The sequence below is a fragment of the Halomonas salipaludis genome, from assembly GCF_002286975.1.
In the GTDB taxonomy this organism is placed as follows: Bacteria; Pseudomonadota; Gammaproteobacteria; order Pseudomonadales; family Halomonadaceae; genus Franzmannia; species Franzmannia salipaludis.
The window spans coordinates 723,024-741,505 of the sequence record NZ_NSKB01000002.1; the positions used below are offsets into that span (position 1 = coordinate 723,024).

Below are 18,482 nucleotides of genomic sequence, written 5' to 3' on the forward strand. Positions count from 1 at the left end.
CTTTGCCGACCAGCGCGGCGGCGATATCGTCACTGCCGTCGACGGCGAGATCGAGCTGGCCGGTGCCAGCGACGCCTATGCGGTGTTCAGCGACTACCTGCTGGGGCTCGAGTGGCTCGAGGTCAGCGGCCATGGCGACCTCACCGGGCGCCTGCTGCTCGAGGGCGGCGAGCTGCTGCCCGGCAGCGAGCTGCAGCTCGACTCCCCCGACCTCGGCGTATCCCTCGACAGCACCCGCCTGACCCCCGGCGGCCAGCGCTACCAACTGCTCGGTGACGGCCGCATCCGCGCCACCATCAGCGACGACCGCGGTGAGCCGGAAACGCGACTGGACCTGGCGTTGGACGACATGCGCATGTGGCAGCAGGGCGGCAGCGAGGTGATGCGCGGCGACGGCTTTCGCATCGCCCTGGCCGGCGACCGGCTGCGCCTCGACCAGCCCCCCGAGCGCCTGCACCGCGCCGGGCTGCGCTGGGAGGACACCGAGCTGAGCGATATCGCCGCGCTGGCGCCCTACCTGCCTGCCGCCATTCCGCTCCAATTGGAAGGCGGCCGTGCGCGCCTGCGCGGGTTTCTCGACTATCGCGACGATACCCTCTCCGGCACCTTCCGCCTCGACGGCGACGAGGTCGGCCTGCGCCTCGGCGACACCCCCATGCGCGGGCGCCTGGGCCTGACCCTGGCCTTGCCGCTGCTCGATCCGCGCAGCGGCCAGCTCGACCTCTCCGGCACTCATCTCAGGCTGGCAGCCACCGGCGACGACACCGACGAACCACTGACCACCTCGCTGGTGTTCCCCCGCGCCGAGCTGGCCAGCGCCTGGCCACTGCTGCCGCTGGAGCCGTTTGTCGCCGCCGGCGACACTCACCGCGACGCCCCGGTGGTCGCCGCCCCACTGCTCGCCACCACGCCGTTCGACGCCGCCCTGAGCGTCTCGGGCGAGATCGACAATCTCAGTGTGCTCGACGGTCTGCTCGGCGAGCTGTTCGTCGACCAGTCGCTGGGCCTGCGCGGCGGCGGCCGCCTGAGTGCCGAGCTCGATATCCACCAGGGCCGGCCGCTGCCCGGCAGCCGGCTGCAGATCGACTCGCAGGCGATCGGCGGACGCTTCCTGGGCCTCGACACCTTCGGCCAGGGCACCCTCACCGCCAGCGTGGTCGACGACACACCGCAGCGCGGCCTGCTGACCCTGGACCTGCGCGAAGTCGGCGTAAGCCGCCTGAGCGACGGCCGCCAGCTGTTCGACGCACCGCACCTCTCGCTCAGCGCCACTGGCGAACTGCCTGACAGCGGTCGCCAGCTGGGCAACCCCGAGGCGCAACTGGCGTGGCAGGCCGCCGAGGTGCCCGATGTCGCCGCGCTAAACCTCTATCTGCCCGAGTCGCCGGCCTGGCAGCTGGACGGCGGCACCGCCACCACCAGCGGCGTGCTGGTGGTCGACCGCGACAGCGCCCGCGGGCGAATCACGCTCGACGGCTCAGCCATTCGTGGCCAACTGCTGGGCCAGGCGCTGAGCGGCGCCGCCGACCTCGAGCTGATCATCAACCAGGCGCACTTCGATAGCGGGCGACTCGATGTCAGCGGCTCGCGGCTGGCGCTGCAGGCCAGCGCCGCGGACGCCGAAACACGCAGCGTGGTGGTGGCCCGCGACGCAGTGCTCACCGGCGGCAGCGGCTGGCAGCAGGGCGGCGCGCGCACTCCCAGCGGCCGGCTACGCCTCGATGGCCTGCTCGCCAATATGGCGCTGTTCAACGCGCTGCTGGCCAGCGAGCACGGTCTGACGGTGGATGGCGCCGCACAGCTGCGCGCCGATATCGAACTCGACGCCGGCCGGCTGGTGCCGGGCAGCGAGCTGCGCCTCGACGCCACGCCGTTCTCACTGGGCTTTCTCGACCTCAGCGCCCGCGGCGACGGCCAGCTGGTGGCCACCGCCACCGGCAGCCGTGAAGCGCTCAGCGCGGCGCTGACCCTGCGCATGCCGCAGCTCGCCCTGCGCCGCGGCGACGCCGACGCAGCGCTGATCGAGGGCCGTCATATGCAGCTCACCGCCGAAGCCCGCCGGCTCGACCTCGACGCCGGATTGCAGGCCCTGGATACGCATATCGCCCTGCCGCATATCAAGGCGCCGGACCTCACCGTGTTCAACGCCTACCTGCCGGACGACTCGCCGCTGACGCTGCTGGGTGGGCGCGCCACCCTGGCCAGCGACCTGCGCCTCGACGGCTACCAGGCCCACGGCATGCTGCGCCTCGACGCCCCCGACGCACAGCTGGCCTTCCGCGAGCGTCAGCTCAGCGGCAGCCTGATGATCGATGCACGACTCAATGATGGCGACCTGCGTGATATGACCTTCGACAGCAGCGGCTCGCGGGTTTCGCTAAGCAACCTTCAGCTGGCCGACGACGACGCCCGCTCCGCGGGCTGGTGGGCCGACCTGGAGCTTGCCAAAGGGCGCCTGACCTGGCAGCAGCCGCTGATACTCGACAGCGAGCTGCGCCTAGCAATGCGCGACAGTGGCCCGCTGGTGGATCTGTTCGTCAGCGCCGCCAATCAGCGGCGCTGGCTGCGCAACCTGCTTACCGTGCGCGACATCCGCGGCTCGGCGCGGCTCGACATGCGCCAGCAACGCCTGGATATCCGTGATCTCGAGCTCAACGGCCAGGGCCGCGAGTTGCGCGCCAACCTGCGTCTCGGCGAGGCTTCACCGCGCGGCGTGTTCTACGCCCGCTACGGCCCCGTCGCGCTGGGCGTGGCGCTGGGCGACGGCCGGCGCCGCTGGCAGTGGCCCGGGGCGCGCAGCTGGTTCGAGCGCCAGCCGGTGTTCAGCGATGCGTTCGCCTCCGACAGCCACTGGCTGGAATCGCTGGAGATCGACCCACCGTGACGGCCAACGGCCGGCCAGCGGCGCCTCGCCCAGCGCATCGCTCAGGTCGGGGCCAGGATGCAGCTGCACCGGCCAGCGCAGCAGCATGATCGCCAGCACGTTGCGATGCTCGCCGCGTTCGAGATCGGTACTGCCATCGGTGGCGGGGATCATCCTCGCCTGCGGGTCGAAGGCGGCGACGATCGCCTCGCGCAGCCGCGTCACCGCCGGATGGTCGCCCTGGCCGGCGAGCAGGAAACTGATCCCCACCTCGGCCATGATGTCCTCGGTGGTATCGCGCAGGATACGCGGCAGCTCGGCGGCGAAGGCGTCGAGAATCCAGGCATGTTCGCTAGCGCTGACGTCGCGCTGGTAGTAGCGGCTGTCGGCGATCACGAAATGGGTCATGCCGTAGATGCGGTTGCGGTATTCGTCGACATCCAGCGTCGCGACCCGCGCCGGCGAATAGTGCTCGCGGAAGGCGCCGACCACCTCGTCGCGCAGGTCGACGATCCCCAGCTGATGCAGGTAGTGAACGATATTGGCCACCTGGGCAGCGTACACCGACAGCACCTGCGGGTCGCTCAAGAAGGCGGCGAAATCGACCTCGGCCAGATAGTCGAGGGCACGCTCGTGGCCGGCCAGGCGCGGCGTGCCGAGCAGCCCGTAGTAGTCGAGCTGCACCAGCGAGAACAGCAGGCGACGGGCGTAGATCACCTCGCCCCAGTCGGCGAACATCTGGTGCCGGGCACGCTGCTTGGCGGTACGCGTGGGATAGGCGTCGAGCAGCGCCTGGCTGCGCCGCGCGGCGTAGTCAGGCGCAGCCAAGCCATCGAGCTCCTCATTGATACGCAGCATCAGCCGCTTGGCGTGGCCCTCGGTCAACGGTACATAGCGCGCGTCGCCGCTGATGCGATAGAGCCGCTGGGCGTAGTGGCGCTGCTTGTCCAGCGGCAGCGTGAACAGCTCGGCTTCGTAGCGAGCCTGGATCGCCTCGGCGACGCTCGCCTCGGTCGCCGGCGCGGGGCTCTGAGCGGCACAGCCCGCCAGCCACAGCAGCGCCAGCCAGGCCACCAGCCATCCACGTGGGAATGCATGACGCATCTCGGGCACCTCCTTGTTGGCACCTAACCAGTATAGCCACTGCTAACGCCGGCTCTGATACTGGGCTGATAGCACACGGTTTGGTGATCGATGGTGGCATCTATCGCCACGACTTCGTCGCTCAGTCGGTGATCGATGGCATGATGCGGGTCCAACTCGATACCGAAGTACCGGTGCTGTCGTGGTGCTCACCCCGCACCACTTCCACGAGCACGCCACCCACACGTCGTTCTTCCACGATCACTTCGTGACCAAGGGGCGCGAGGCCGCTGAGGCTTGCGTCGTGACATTGAGGAATCTCCACCAGACCCACTGGCTGGCCGACTGACGCATTCCCCCGTTTATCTCAACGACACTGCCCGGTCTCTGGCCGGGCAGTGTCGTATTAATGGGATGATGGTCTTGCTCGCCAAGCCTTCTCGATTCACCCGCACAGACAATTACTCCGTACTTTCATACTGCTGCGCGAGCATTAAGAGAAGAGGCTGATCCGCGGCAAGGGAAGGTGATAATCGAAAAGTCAGAGACCTCTTCCTCTCCTTAGCATATCTCCACGACACCGCGCCGAATATATTTTCTCCTTACGACATATGAATAATTATTCAGCAAGCGAATTAACCTTCAACCAAAAAGACTCAAGAAGAAGAAACCGTCAGGAAAATAGTTAATATGCTGTTTTAAAAAGAATAACTTAATCCGACATGCCAGATATCGTTGCTCTTCATTATACCAATGGATAGCCCTCCTCATCTTGAATATCCTTGACGAAGCTAAACATATGGCCAAGTATTCCCTCTATAAATTTATATTCAGTTAATGAATAAATATTCATAGCGAGGCAATGCTTCATGTCTATAACGGTATTAGCTCCAGACGAACTGGCACGGAAGTGCCGTGATATGAGAACGACGATCATCAAGACCATCGGCGACGCCAACATGGGCCACATTGGCGGTGATCTATCTGTCATCGACATTCTTGGCACGCTGTACTTCAACGTACTGAACGTGAACCCGGCGGAACCGACCGCCCCAAACCGTGACCGCTTCATCTTGAGTAAGGGACACTGTGCGGTCGCTCTTTACACAACCATGGCCCACGCCGGCTACTTCCCAGTGGCGGAGCTCGCCACCTTCATCCAGCCCAAGTCGCGGCTCAATGGCCACCCCTGCAACGAGAAGCTACCCGGCGTGGAAACCAGTACCGGTCCCCTGGGGCACGGGCTGCCTGTCGGTGTCGGCGCTGCCATCGGCGCCAAGATTCAAAAGAAAGCCTGGCAGGTCTTCGTCGTCGTCGGTGACGGTGAGATCCAGGAAGGTAGTAACTGGGAAGCGGCCATGACTGCGGCCCACAAGGAACTGGACAACCTGACACTGATCGTCGACCGCAATCGCCTCCAGCAGGGGGATCGCACTCATGACGTGACCTCTCTAGATCCCCTGGCCGAACGCTTCACCGCTTTCGGCTGGGAAGCACTCGAAGTCGACGGCCATGACTACGGTGCCCTCATCGAGGCACTGAAGGGTCCTCGTGCCGGTAAGCCACGCTGCATCGTGGCCAATACCCTCAAGGGCAAGGGCGTGTCCTTCATCGAGGATCGTGTCGAGTGGCACCACAAGGTACCGAGCCCGGAACAAGTCAAAGAAGCACTGAACGAGCTGGAGCGAGGCGCATAACGATGGCAACCATGGATAAATCACAGCTACACGACTGCCGTGACGCTTTTGCAGCAACACTGGAAGCGCTTGCCGAGCAGAACGAGAACATCGTTACTGTCGTCAACGATTCTATTGGCTCTAGCAAGCTCAACGGCTTCCGGAAGAAGTGGCCAGAGCGCTTGATCAATGTCGGCATTGCCGAGCAGACCTTGGTGGGGTCGGGTGCTGGCCTGGCGAACGCCGGCCTGGTGCCGTTCGTCTGCGCAGCATCGTGTTTCCTAACGGGACGTGCGCTGGAACAGATCAAGGCCGACATCGCCTACTCCAATGCCAACGTCAAGATGTGTGGCATGAGCAGCGGCGTTGCCTATGGCGAGCTGGGACCAACCCACCACTCCATCGAGGACCTGGCATGGACGCGCCCCCTGGCGGGCCTGGACATTTTCGTACCGGCAGACGACATCGAGACCGCGGCCGTGATTCGCTATGTGGCACAGAGCGACCATCCGTGCTTCGTGCGTCTGAGCCGCATGGGCGTTCCCACCGTGCTGCCCAAGGATTACGAATTCGTTCCCGGTAGGGCCGTGCCCCTACGGGAAGGCAACGACATCACCCTGATCGGTTGCGGCGTGACCGTCTGCCGTGTGCTCGACGCGGCCGAGCGCCTGGCAAGTGACGGGATCCAGGCACGTGTCATCAACTTCTCGAGCATCTCACCCCTCGACAGAGACACCATCGTCAAGTGTGCTCGAGAAACCGGCCATCTATTGACTGTCGAAGAGCACAGCGTACGTGGCGGCATGGGTAGCGCCATTGCGGAGGTCGTGGTCAGCGAGGCGCCTTGCAAAATGTCGCTGCTGGGCTTCCCTGAATTTGCCCCCACCGGCTCTGCCGAGTGGCTGCTTGATAACACCGGCATGTCGGTAGACGGCATCGTGGCTTCAGCCAAAACACTGCTTGGATGAGGACCCCATGATGACGACGTCTGCCATTCTGGCCATCGATCAAGGTACGACCAACTCCAAGGCGGTGTTGGTGGATCTAAGCGGCAATATCATCGCCAGAGCTCACATGCCCGTGCCCTGCTACTACCCGCAGCCGGGATGGGTCGAGCAGTCGGGCGAAGAGATCGTGCGAAGCGTCATGGGCGCGATCGACAAGTGTCTCGCCTCTCAACCGGACGTCGTCGTCGCTGCCATTGGCATTTCCTCGCAGCGCGAATCCGCTATCGCCTGGGACTCTGACACAGGCAAGCCCCTGGCACCCTGTGCCAGTTGGCAGTGCCGCCGCAGCCAGCCCTTCTGCGACGAACTCAAGCGCCTGGGACTGAATGCCCGGGTGCAGGAACTGTCCGGACTCCCCATCGATCCCCTCTTCTCCGGATCGAAGTTTCGCTGGCTACTCGATTCCCTGGAAACCGGGCAGAGCCGGGGCAATGTGCGCTTAGGCAACATCGACAGCTGGCTGCTGTGGAATCTCACCGGCGGAGTGGCGCATCTGACGGATACGTCGAACGCTTCCAGAACGCAACTGTGTGATATCAGTACGGGACAGTGGTCTCCGGAACTGCTTGATATCTTCGGCATCCCACACGACATGCTGCCGACGATTCGCCCATCGAGCTACGCCTTCGGCACTACGAGTCAGTTCGGCTCGCTCAAGGCTGGCATCCCCATTCTGTCAATGATTGGTGATTCTCACGCAGCCCTATTCGCCCAGGGTGGATTCCGTCCGGGCATCGTCAAAGCGACCTACGGCACGGGCTCCTCGGTCATGACCGCCACCGAGAACCGTCTGATTCGGGCCGAAGGCCTGGCCACGACGGTGGCCTGGGAAACGGCCGAAGGCAGGACTTACGCCCTGGAAGGCAACATTACGGTGAGTGCCGCCGTACTGCCCTGGGTAGCCAAGCTGCTGGGGCTGGACGGTTCGGTCGAGCGCCTTGCCGAGTTGGCCGAATCCGCCGGCACCGAGGGGAGCGAAGTGCTGGTACCCGCCATGGTGGGGCTGGGCGCGCCACGCTGGGTCGGCGATGTCCGCGGACTACTGGACGGCCTGACCTTCAATACAGCGCGCGAAGACGTTGCACGGGCAGCCTTCGAGTCGATCACTTTCCAGATCAAAGATGTGGTCGATGTCGTGCGAGCGGCTTTCGAGCGTCACGGCCTCACGCCGCTGTCGGCGCTCAAGGCCGACGGAGGGGCAAGCGCCAACGGCTGGCTGATGCAACTCCAAGCCGATACGTTAAGGGTCCCCGTCCAGCGCGCCAAGCAAGCGGAGCTGTCCGCCTTGGGTGCAGCCTTGCTGGCCGGGAAAGCGCTCGGCACGTGGCCGACACCCGAAGCCCTGGCATCGGTGGCATCCGATTTCGACACCTTCGAGTACGTTGCTGCCACCGAGCTGGAGGCACGCCATGCAAACTGGCTGTCCTCCGTCGAGCGAACCCTTTCTCACCTCAAACGTTAAGTGGACGTTACGCATACAAAAGGTGGCGCGATGAAACCGGAATATGAGCTCCGACTAGTGACCAAGGCAGCCCACCTCTACTGGGTAGAGCAGGTGCGGCAAGTCGATATTGCCGCCAGGTTAAGCCTGTCCCAGGCAGGCGTATCGCGCCTGCTGAGACGGGCACAAAAAGAGGGCATCGTTTCGATCAGCATCAAGCCACCGGAGGGCACCTACCACCTGCTCGAGGAGGAACTGGCCAGCAAGCTCGGTCTGGACGAAGTGGTGGTGACCTCCTGCCCAGACAACAGCGACAACGCCATCGTGTCGAGCATTGGCGAAGCGGCAGCGCAGTATCTGGCATCCACACTGCGCGAAAGCGACAGAGTTGGCATCTCGAGCTGGAGTTCGGCTCTGGTGGCCCTGTCCGAGCACTTGCCGGCCAAAGGACAGATAAAGGCCGAACGCGTAGTGCAGCTGATGGGTGGGATGTCTCACGATCGTGCCGAGCACTTGGCGGAAAACCTGACCCTTCAGCTTGCCAATCGGCTCGCTGCACGCCCTGCCTTCATGCACGTCGCCGGAATCGCTAGCACCTCTGATGCTCGCAAGGTGTTCTGCGAGGAACCTTATGTACGAGAGACCATGGCGCTCTTCGATGACCTCACCGTAGCGCTGGTCGGTATCGGTACGCTCGCCCCCTCTCAGTTTCTCGCCCGAAGTGGCAACGCTTTCTCTGACGAGGAGCTCGCTGAATTGGCCGGCTGTGGCGCCGTGGGTGATGTCTGTCTGAGGTTCTTCGACGCTAATGGCCAGGCAGTGAGCCATGCCCTCGATGAGAGGGTGGTGGCGATCAGCGCCCCAAGCCTGAAGAAGGTGCCCCGTGTCGTTGGTGTAGCGGGTGGCCATCAAAAGGTGGCGTCGATCCGAGCCGCCGCCCTCGGAGGCTGGATCCAGGTACTGATTACCGACTGTTTCACCGCCGAGGCACTGGCCGAGAAGGCCAGCTTATAACACCACAGTGAATGGTGCAGCGACAGGCGATTCACTAGGCACTACAGACGTGGCACATGTCGTAAAGGAGGATCGAGATAATGAAACGCTTTGAAGGTCAGGTAGCGGTCGCTGTCGGAGCTGATAGGGGCATTGGTCTTGCCATTGCAAAGCGCTTCGCCATGGAAGGGGCGAATGTTGTTCTGGCATCGAATCGTGCCGAGGTCACCGACGTCGCCAAAGAGCTGCAGCATCAGGTCGAAGCTGCAGGACTTACCGGTAAGGTCATCGGCAGGCAAATGGACGTGACCAATAGCGCGCAGGTTGAAGCCTGTTACGCCAGTGTTGTCGATCAGTTTTCACGCCTCGACATCTCCGTACAGAATGCCGGTATCATCACTATCGCCCGTTTGCAGGAGCTTCCTGAAGAAGACTGGGACAAGGTCATGGATGTCAATACCAAGGGCGTCTTTCTGTGCTGCAAGGCGGCGCTCAAGCATATGGAAAAAGCCGGTCACGGCACCTTGATCAACATGGCGTCTGGCCAGGCTCGCCAAGGTTTTATCTACACGCCGCACTATGCAGCCAGCAAATTTGGAGTGCTTGGTATAACGCAGAGTCTCGCCCGTGAATTCGCATCCGCGGGCATAACAATAAACGCCATTTGTCCCGGCATCATCGAGACAGACATGTGGGTCTACAATGACCGGGAATGGGGTAATCTTCTAGGCAAGTACCAACCCGGTGAACTGATGAAGGAATGGGTGCAAAACATTCCAATGAGACGAACAGCACAGCCAGAAGAAGTTGCTGGAACGGCAGCCTTTCTTGCCTCCGAAGATGCCCGCTATATCACGGGACAAGCCATCAATGTCGATGGTGGCCTGATCATGTCTTGACTTTTAAACTCTAGACCCAGCTTGCAATAGAAAATATATAAACCGAGGCATTTACTATGAGCACATCTTACGATATGTCCCTTAAATACGGCGTCGACTTTAACTTTACCATTGAAGGGAAAGTCGTCGTGGTTACTGGGGGGCTCGGTGGTATTGCCACAGCCGCCAATGAGGCCTTGCTAAGCAAAGGCGCCAAGATCGCCATCTTCTATCCAGACTTCGAAAAAGACCGTGTCGACGAAGCGATGGGAAGATATCCCAGCGATCGCGTCCGTGCCTGGTGCTGTGATGTCACCAAAGAAGATCAGGTAGATGCCTGCATCGATGAGGTAATACAGCACTTCGGTACCATCGATGTACTCGTCAACGCCGCAGGCACCATCACTTTAACTCCTGCAGAAGAGATCTCCCTTATCGAATGGCAACGCCAGGTGGATGTTAATTTCACCGCCCCCTTCCTATGCTCAAAGGCAGTCGGCCGCCATATGCTGACCCGTGGCAAGGGTGGCAAGATTATCAATATTGCCTCCCAGGCAGCTACCGTCGCTATTGACCAGCATTGTGCCTATACATCTGCCAAAGCGGGGCTTCTCGGTATGACCAAGAGCCTAGCCAAGGAGTGGGGGCCGCGTGGCATCAATGTGAACAGTATTTCGCCTACCGTGGTGCTTACACCCATGGGTGCTGCCGCCTGGGAAGGGGAAAAGGGAGAACGGATGAAGTCGATGATTCCCATGGGAAGGTTTGCTTATACCGATGAGATCGCTGCCAGCATTCTTTTCCTGGCGTCTAACGGTAGCGATATGATAAATGGCGCCGACTTGATGATCGATGGAGGGTACACAATTTGGTAATAGAAAAATTTTTATGTAGAAGAACGGCAAAATAAACAAATCTTTGTACAGAAAAAGGATCACAACAATGAAGAGAAAAACACTCCAGCTTATCAAACAGTCCACAGCGCTGGCCTCAATGTCGGCCATGGTTTTCCTCACTGGCGTCAGCACGTTGCATGCTCAGGACAACAGTGTACAAGGCAACATCGCCATTCTCGTCAATTCACTGGATAACCCTTACTATGCTGCGGAAGCCAATGCCGCCAAGGCCCAAGCCGAAGAGTTGGGTTATGAAGCGAGGGTCTTTTCCCATAGCGAAGATGTGAATCGCCAGCGTGAACTTATCAACTCCATAGTAGCCCAAGGAGCAAATGGTATTGTACTGGACAATGCTGACTCATCAGCCAGCGTCGCAGCAGTGCGTTACGCCACGGAGCACAATGTGCCTGTTGTGTTGATCAACCGTGAGATTCCTGAGGATGGTATTGCCATCGCACAGCTAACCCACAATAACGTGCAAGCAGCCTCTCAGGTCGCAGAGGCTTTTATCGAGAAGGTTGGTGAATCAGGGAAGTATGTCGAGCTGACCTGTAACTTGGCAGATAACAACTGCGTCACACGCTCCACCGCTTACCATCGCGTACTCGATCAGTACCCTGATCTGGAAATGGTCGCGCGCCAGGATGCCGGAGGTGAGCTACTGAGGGCTAAGCAAGCAATGGATTCCATTCTTCAAGAGCACTCAGACATCACTGGTGTCATTGCAGGTAACGGCCCGGTTGCGCTTGGAGCCATCGCGTCACTGGAAGCTGCTGGCATAACAGATGTCACTGTAGTCGGCATCGACGGCAGTAATGATGAGCGAGATGCGGTGCTGGATGGAAGACTCTATGCAACTGCCATGCTCCAGGCTCAGGAGCTTGCCCGTCAGGGTGTCAATCAGCTGCACCAGTACCTCGAGACCGGAGAGACCGGAGAGTCGGAAGAGCGTCAGCTCTTTCGCGGAGTTCTGATCACGGAAGACAATGCCGATTACGTCAACGACTTCGAATATCAGAGTAACTAAGCTGAGCGGTGGGAGTGGTGGATTCCACCACTTCCACTACATCATCGGAGTGATACGCGGTGCCGATATGAACAATACATCCTGTATAGCACGCACCTTCGGCTTGGCAATATTGACGTCCACCACTCTGATCCTGAGTGGTTTCACGATTGTCTCATCCGAAGAGCTCATCGAGATAAAAACCGGAGGCACTCCCCCCTCCATAGATGCATCGTCGTTGCTCTATGACGACATCATTCCTTGGGCCTCATCCTCCACTAGAAATGTTGGCGAAGTATTATCGGCCATCGAGAATCAAGGTTTCGAAACGACCTGTGAAGAATATGGTATTCAGAAGGGGCAAGCCTTCCCCTGTACTTTCTGGATCCAGACTTCTGGCGTGATAGACAACATCGACACTTCTTCCCGTGTCGGAAAGATTACTCTCTCTGACACTGGTAGTGGAAGTGAAGTGGTGATCCTGTCAGGTCCCGTCATTCCCGGAACAGCCCTGCGTGATGGCTATCCCGACATTGTCTACAACGACTTCAGCAACCAAGATGCTTTTGCCTCTTTTTCGGATGACCTAAACAATGAAGTGATCTCGATCATTGAAAACTTTGGTGAGGTCACACCGGGTGATCGGATTAGCGTCGTGGGAGCCTATGCCACCTGGACTGGAATGGACTCAACAATCCAGGTTGTCCCAGTATCCCTTGAAAGAGTGGGAGGCGAATGACATGACAGTTCCCCCAGTCATTGATAAGCACCACGCCGAGAAGACTCCTTTGGTCAAGGTGAGAGAGGTGAGCAAACTCTACCCAGGAACCTTGGCATTAGATAACGTCAATTATGAGGTTTTTCCCGCCAGTGTTAATGTGCTTATTGGGGAGAATGGCGCTGGAAAATCGACGCTGATGAAAATTCTTGCGGGCGTGGAGCGACCTTCCAGTGGCAAGCTCTTGGTCGGGGACAAGCCGGTAAACTTTCATAGTATTCGAGCTGCGGAGCGAGCTGGTATTGGCATCATCTTTCAGGAGCTCAACCTCTTTCAAGACATGTCCATTGCCGAGAATCTATTCATTGGCAAAGAAATGTTGAAGTCAGGCCTTATAGATACCGACGCCCAGCACCATGTAGCCAAGAAACTTCTCGAGCGGGTTGGGCTTGATATTGATCCCACGACCCGTATAGGTGATCTCTATGTAGGGCAGCAGCAGCTGGTCGAGATAGCGCGTGTGCTCAGCCGTGATGTAAGCGTACTGATCATGGATGAGCCGACCTCTGCACTGAGCCAAAAGGAGGTACAGGTCCTGTTCGGTATCATCGACACCCTGCGCAGCCAGGGAGTGGCGATTATCTATATCTCTCATCGTCTCGAGGAGATCATGAGGATTGGTGATCATATCACAGTGCTACGCAATGGACGTATTGTGGGTATCGATGAGGTGAATAATATCGATATTCCCTGGATCGTTCAGAAAATGGTGGGGAGCGAAAAGAAACAGTTTGATTACCAACCGCGTGATCTTGGTGAATCCATCCTATCAGTGCGCGATCTTGTGCTTAAACGCATCAACGGCACCATGGCTCTTGATCACGTCAACTTCGACGTAAAACGTGGTGAGGTTATAGGTATCTATGGACTCATGGGCGCTGGGCGTACCGAGTTGATGGAAGTCTTGCTGGGGCTTCATCGCAATGCCAGCGGCGAAATCGTATTCGATGGCCAGGTGCTGAAGAAAGGGAAGCCCGCCAACCGCATTAAGGCAGGTATTGCACTTGTGCCAGAGGACCGACAGAGCTTTGGTATGATTCAGCCTATGTCCGTCAAGGACAACATGACCCTGTCGAGCATCGGCCGTTATTGTTCAAAACTATTAGGCCTGCGCCTTATCAGGCGGCGTTTAGAGACGGAGAACTGTGATGAAATCATCCAAAGGCTAGGCATCAAAGCACCGCATGCGGACCACGCAATCACTACCCTGAGTGGCGGGAACATGCAAAAGGTCATCATCGGCAAGGCATTGCTAACTCAACCCAAGGTGCTGCTTTTCGATGAGCCGACTCGGGGGGTCGATGTTGGCGCCAAGGCTGATATCTATCGCGCGATGAGTGATATCGCGGCTCAAGGTGTCTCTGTCATTTACACTTCGTCCGAACTGGATGAAGTGTTGGCGGTTTCTGACCGTGTTCTCGTAATGGCCGGAGGAAAAATCACTGCTTCACTGACTCGAGATGACGCAGAGCGTGATCTGATTACGAGAATGGCTTCTCCCACTACGCCTGCGACCATTCATTAAGGAGTTATAAAATGTCCTCAGTTAGCGATGTTGGCGTACCAGATAATGTCGAACATAAAGCCAGCCTTCGGCTATCAAAAGCGCTCCTTCTGGTTCTCAAGCTTAGAATATTTGTCGCCTTATTCGTTGTAATTGCTTACTTCTCATTGACAGTGAACAACTTCCTAACCACCTCCAACATGTTGATAATGGCCCAGCATATCACCGTTATCGGCATTCTGGCGGTCGGGATGACACTCGTTATCTTGACGGGAGGCATCGACCTCTCGGTAGGATCGACTGTAGGGCTCAGCGGCATGGTTGCGGGCTTCCTCCTGATGCAGGGAATCTCCATTGGAGATTACACTATATTTTTCAACGTCCCTGAGGTCATTTTATTGACCTGTTTGATCGGCGCTTTGATCGGTTACATCAACGGTTCGCTGATCACCTACCTCAACGTGGCACCCTTTATCGCCACACTCGGTATGCTCTATGTCGTTCGTGGTGCCGCCTTATTGATGAACGATGGTGGAACTTACTCTCAGCTCCGGGGTCATGAAGCACTCGGTAATACTGGCTTTTCCCTCTTGGGCAACGGTTCCTTTCTGGGAATCGGTATCCCCGTCTGGATACTGGCCATCCTGGCCCTCATCACATGGCTGGTCAGTCTCAGGACACCTTTTGGGCGCTACGTCTATGCCATTGGCGGCAATGAGCATGCGGCAGTGTTCTCAGGTCTCAGGGTTCGCAAGATCAAGCTATGGGTGTATGTATTCTCGGGCTTCTGTGCCGCGTTGGTGGGGCTGGTGGTCACCTCCCAGCTCCAGACGGGCCACCCCATGACCGGTGATACTTACGAGCTGCGTGCCATCGCCGCCGTGGTGTTGGGAGGCACCGCACTCGCTGGCGGGCGTGGCTCGGTCATCGGCTCGGTTATCGGTGCCTGTGTCATCAGCATCCTCAACGATGGCATGGTCATGTCCGGTGTCAGCAACTTCTGGCAAATGGTGATCATGGGCCTGGTGATCATCGTCGCCGTCGTCATCGACCAACTCCAGCAGCGCCTGCAGAAGAAGGTGATGGTGACCACCTGACATCTTAGGCTGCGTCGAGACTCATTCCTTGCCCGATACGCTCAATCAGGGTGAAGGTCCCCACTTTCACCCTGCCACCGTCACACTATCAGAGGTATCGGGCCGCGACGTGGCCTGATGCCCTCTCACTCTCGCGTGACGCTTGCTTATCCATGTTTACTCGCCTAATCATTGGAGGTCTTCATGCCATCTAAACTCGATACCCTGCGCCGGCACTCTCTGGTCGTCGCCGACACCGGCGACCTCGACGCCATCAAGCGCTATCGTCCCCAGGACGCCACCACCAACCCATCCTTGATCCTCAAGGCATTCGAACTGCCCGGATACCAGGACCTGATCGATGATGTGCTGAGCGAGGCACGGAGCGAGGCAGGCGATCTTGCCGAGCGCACAAGTCAGTGCGTAGACCGCCTGGCGGTCGCCATGGGCAGCGAAATTGCCGACGTAGTGCCAGGCAGGGTCTCTACCGAGGTGGCAGCCCGACTCTCCTTCGACACCCAGGCCAGCATTCGCAAGGCACACGAGTTGGTCGAGCTATATGCGCGACGTGGTGTAGGTCGCGACCGCGTGCTGATCAAGCTGGCCTCGACCTGGGAGGGTATTCGTGCCGCCGAGGTGCTGGAGAAGGAAGGCATTCAGTGCAACCTGACGCTGCTGTTCAGTGACGCTCAGGCCCAGGCCTGCTTCGATGCCGGCGTCTTCCTGGTATCCCCCTTCGTCGGGCGAGTCACCGACTGGCACAAGAAGGAGAGCGGACGCGACTATGCCCCGACAGAGGATCCCGGCGTTAACTTCGTGCACGGCGTCTGCGCAAGGGTCGGACGCGGCGGCTACGACACTGTGGTGATGGGGGCCAGCTTCCGCACCATCGACCAAGTCCTGGCCCTGGCCGGCTGCCCGCGGCTGACCATTTCACCGGCACTACTGGAAGAGCTGGCGGCCGAGGAAGGCGATGTCGAGAAAGCCGTCGAGCTCCCGGATGCCACCGCGCCCCTTGCACCACTCGATGAGCCAACCTTCCGCTGGGAGCATAACCAAGATGCCATGGCCACCGAGAAATTGGCCGAGGGCATCAGGCGCTTCGCCGACGACCAGCAAACCCTCGAGACACTCATCGCCAAGCGTCTGACTGCGTAATGTCCGTTATCAAATGAACACGCAGCCGGCCCCATACCGGTGAAACCAGCGCTAGCACGTTGAAAGATCTGGTCCGCCGCTATGTGTTGGTCGGTCACTCCGAGCGTCACAGTCTTTACGGCGAATCCGACATCGCCGTTACGGCAGAATTTACCACCGCCCAAGCAGCCGGCCTGGTGCCAGTACTCTGCTTGGGTGAAACACTCACCCAACGCCAGAGCGGCGACACCGAAGCGATCGTATCACGGTAGCCAAAGGAGATAATCGACACCCTCGGTATCGAAGCCTTTAGTCACAGCGTGGTTGCCTACGAGCCGATTTGGGCCATCGGCACCGGCAAAACCGCCTCTCTCGAACAGATCCAGTCTGTGCACGCTTTTATACGCACATTACTGGCTAGACAGTCCGCACCGATCGCCGCGAGCCTTCCGCTACTCTACGGCGGCAGCGTCAAAGCCGACAATGCCGCAGACTTGCTGGCCCAGCCGAACATCGACGGCGGCCTGATCGGGGGTGCCACACTGGATGCTCACGCATTCAGCCAGATATGCTGGGCTGCGGCTGATCGTTGAGAACTCGCCCCTAGAACAGTAAGCGATCCCCAGCCTTACCCAGCGGCAAGTCTGATCTTAATTTGTAACGATCCTCCAAATGTCAGTATAGCCACTACCTAGCGCCGCCCCTGCCTCCGGCCGGGGCGGATCAGCTTGACCCGCGCCTTGCCCCGGCGCCGCTTGGGCGGCGGCGTAGTGTCAGGCTCTGATGTGAGCGACGGCTGGTCGGCGGAGGGTGGTGGCTCGGTGACCACCCAAGCGAAGGTCGGCAGTGCCAACCGCCAGCGAATCGCCGCCAGGCGCAGGCCGAGGGTCACCGCCAGCCCCAGGCCGATGGCCACGGCGGTGGGCGCCTGCCAGGCGCTGAGCAGCACGAACGCCGTGCCGCCAGCGATCGACGCCGTGGCGTAGACCTCCTGGCGCAGTACCATCGGCACGCGGCGCGCCAGCATGTCACGGATCATGCCGCCGGCGACCCCAGTCATCAGCCCCATCAGCACCGCCACCACGCCGGGACTGTCCAGCAGCAGCGCCTTGTGGGCGCCGATCACCGTGAATAGCGCCAGGCCGAAGGCGTCGGTCACCGGCAGGAAGGTGCGCGTCAGGCGGTGGATATAGTGAAAGCCGAGAATCGACACCGCCACCGTGGCCAGAATCACCCACAGATAGGTTGGGTCGCTGACCCAGAACACCGGCCGCACGCCCAGCACCAAGTCGCGCAGGGTGCCGCCGCCGATACCGGTCACCGCCGCCAGCACCAGCATGCCGAAGGGGTCCATCCGCGAACGGCAGGCGAGTATCACCCCCGACAGCGCAAAGACGATCACCCCGGCCATGTCCAGCCAATAGATCCACCCCGTCACGCCATGCTCTCCCCTGCTGTTTGGCATCAGCATACGCCAAGCGAGCCGCCAGGCCGACCACTCGTCGCAGCGCTGGAATCCCTTTGGGACCTAACCACGACGCCCGCGGCGGGCGCGGGCGTCTGGGGGATTTGCGGTGGTGGGGTGGCCGTGAGGTCAGTGGCCGTGCTCTTCCAGCCAGGCTTCGAGGAAGGCGATCTCCTCCTCCTGGGCGTCGATGATCTCACGGGCCAGCTGCTGCAGCGCCTCGTCCTCACCATGTTCGAGGACGATATTGGCCATGTCGATGGCGCCCTGGTGGTGGGGGATCATGCCACGTGCGAAGTCGACGTCGGCGTCACCGGTAAAGCCGCCCATCATGCCCTCGTGCATGCGATCGTTGGCTTCGCGGTAGGCCTGCACTGCGGGACCGTCGGCGTGCGCCTGGTCATCCATCTGATGATCGCCGTGGGCGTGCTCGTCGCCCTGGGTTTGCTCTTGGCCATGATCGTGCTCGTGGCTGCCGGCCTCGGCCAGCGGGCTCAGCGCCAGCACCGTGGCCACTCCCAGGCTGCCCAACAGCAGCGCCAGCGGCCCGCGGGAGGTGTCGGCATCATAGGCAGCGGCACGGGGTTCGGTCTGGGTAGATCGCATCATGAAAAACTCCTGGTTCCTGAAAGGCATCGTGTCAAGCCATCAATGTAAAAGCCATGGGTAGCCCACAGGT

General features: G+C 59.9%; 14 protein-coding genes and 2 pseudogenes. 13 read left to right on the plus strand and 3 right to left on the minus strand.

Going from position 1 to position 18,482, the window contains the following annotated elements; translation table 11 throughout:
• Positions 1 to 2,701 precede the first annotated feature (2,701 nt).
• On the minus strand, positions 2,702 to 3,967 hold the full coding sequence (locus tag CK498_RS07285; RefSeq protein ID WP_095620169.1) for a DUF3541 domain-containing protein: 1,266 nt from the start codon (positions 3,965 to 3,967) through the stop codon (positions 2,702 to 2,704).
• Here CK498_RS07285 and CK498_RS26960 point away from each other — a divergent pair.
• The 13 genes and pseudogenes from CK498_RS26960 to CK498_RS07350 form a co-directional block, all read left to right on the plus strand.
• A pseudogene (locus tag CK498_RS26960) lies at positions 3,955 to 4,086 on the plus strand (hypothetical protein); the annotation flags it as partial. The gene CK498_RS07285 and the pseudogene CK498_RS26960 overlap by 13 nt on opposite strands.
• Positions 4,087 to 4,815: 729 nt before the next feature.
• Positions 4,816 to 5,643 carry a transketolase gene (locus CK498_RS07295; RefSeq protein ID WP_095620170.1) on the plus strand — a complete coding sequence of 276 codons (828 nt, stop codon included), beginning with the start codon at positions 4,816 to 4,818 and terminating at the stop codon, positions 5,641 to 5,643.
• An 11-nt stretch (positions 5,644 to 5,654) separates the two neighbouring features.
• Positions 5,655 to 6,590, plus strand: a complete 936-nt coding sequence (locus CK498_RS07300; protein ID WP_229358991.1) for a transketolase family protein — start codon at positions 5,655 to 5,657, stop codon at positions 6,588 to 6,590.
• A 7-nt stretch (positions 6,591 to 6,597) separates the two neighbouring features.
• Positions 6,598 to 8,091, plus strand: a complete 1,494-nt coding sequence (locus tag CK498_RS07305; RefSeq protein ID WP_095620172.1) for an FGGY family carbohydrate kinase — start codon at positions 6,598 to 6,600, stop codon at positions 8,089 to 8,091.
• Positions 8,092 to 9,084 carry a sugar-binding transcriptional regulator gene (locus CK498_RS07310; protein ID WP_141246926.1) on the plus strand — a complete coding sequence of 331 codons (993 nt, stop codon included), beginning with the start codon at positions 8,092 to 8,094 and terminating at the stop codon, positions 9,082 to 9,084.
• Between the two features lie 80 nt (positions 9,085 to 9,164).
• Positions 9,165 to 9,962, plus strand: coding sequence for an SDR family NAD(P)-dependent oxidoreductase (locus CK498_RS07315; protein WP_095620174.1), 798 nt, complete (start codon positions 9,165 to 9,167; stop codon positions 9,960 to 9,962).
• A 56-nt stretch (positions 9,963 to 10,018) separates the two neighbouring features.
• Entirely contained in the window at positions 10,019 to 10,816 is a 798-nt protein-coding gene (locus tag CK498_RS07320) for a GolD/DthD family dehydrogenase (RefSeq protein WP_095620175.1), read from the plus strand.
• A gap of 67 nt (positions 10,817 to 10,883) precedes the next feature.
• Positions 10,884 to 11,864 carry a substrate-binding domain-containing protein gene (locus tag CK498_RS07325; protein WP_217987714.1) on the plus strand — a complete coding sequence of 327 codons (981 nt, stop codon included), beginning with the start codon at positions 10,884 to 10,886 and terminating at the stop codon, positions 11,862 to 11,864.
• Positions 11,865 to 11,931: 67 nt separating this feature from the next.
• A complete protein-coding gene (locus tag CK498_RS07330; RefSeq protein ID WP_176475742.1) occupies positions 11,932 to 12,582 on the plus strand; it encodes a DUF2291 family protein in 651 nt (216 codons plus the stop codon).
• Position 12,583: 1 nt separating this feature from the next.
• Complete coding sequence (locus CK498_RS07335; protein ID WP_095620177.1) at positions 12,584 to 14,146, plus strand: sugar ABC transporter ATP-binding protein; 1,563 nt, start codon at positions 12,584 to 12,586, stop codon at positions 14,144 to 14,146.
• An 11-nt stretch (positions 14,147 to 14,157) separates the two neighbouring features.
• Positions 14,158 to 15,222: an ABC transporter permease gene (locus tag CK498_RS07340; RefSeq protein WP_095620178.1), complete on the plus strand. Its 1,065-nt coding sequence runs from the start codon at positions 14,158 to 14,160 to the stop codon at positions 15,220 to 15,222.
• Between the two features lie 183 nt (positions 15,223 to 15,405).
• Positions 15,406 to 16,359, plus strand: a complete 954-nt coding sequence (gene tal, locus CK498_RS07345; RefSeq protein ID WP_095620179.1) for a transaldolase — start codon at positions 15,406 to 15,408, stop codon at positions 16,357 to 16,359.
• A gap of 83 nt (positions 16,360 to 16,442) precedes the next feature.
• Positions 16,443 to 16,931: pseudogene (locus tag CK498_RS07350) on the plus strand (triose-phosphate isomerase family protein).
• Between the two features lie 98 nt (positions 16,932 to 17,029).
• Here CK498_RS07350 and CK498_RS07355 read toward each other — a convergent pair.
• Entirely contained in the window at positions 17,030 to 17,776 is a 747-nt protein-coding gene (locus tag CK498_RS07355) for a trimeric intracellular cation channel family protein (protein WP_095620180.1), read from the minus strand.
• A gap of 156 nt (positions 17,777 to 17,932) precedes the next feature.
• Positions 17,933 to 18,412, minus strand: a complete 480-nt coding sequence (gene copM / locus CK498_RS07360; protein WP_229358992.1) for a CopM family metallochaperone — start codon at positions 18,410 to 18,412, stop codon at positions 17,933 to 17,935.
• Between the last annotated feature and the right edge of the window lie 70 nt (positions 18,413 to 18,482).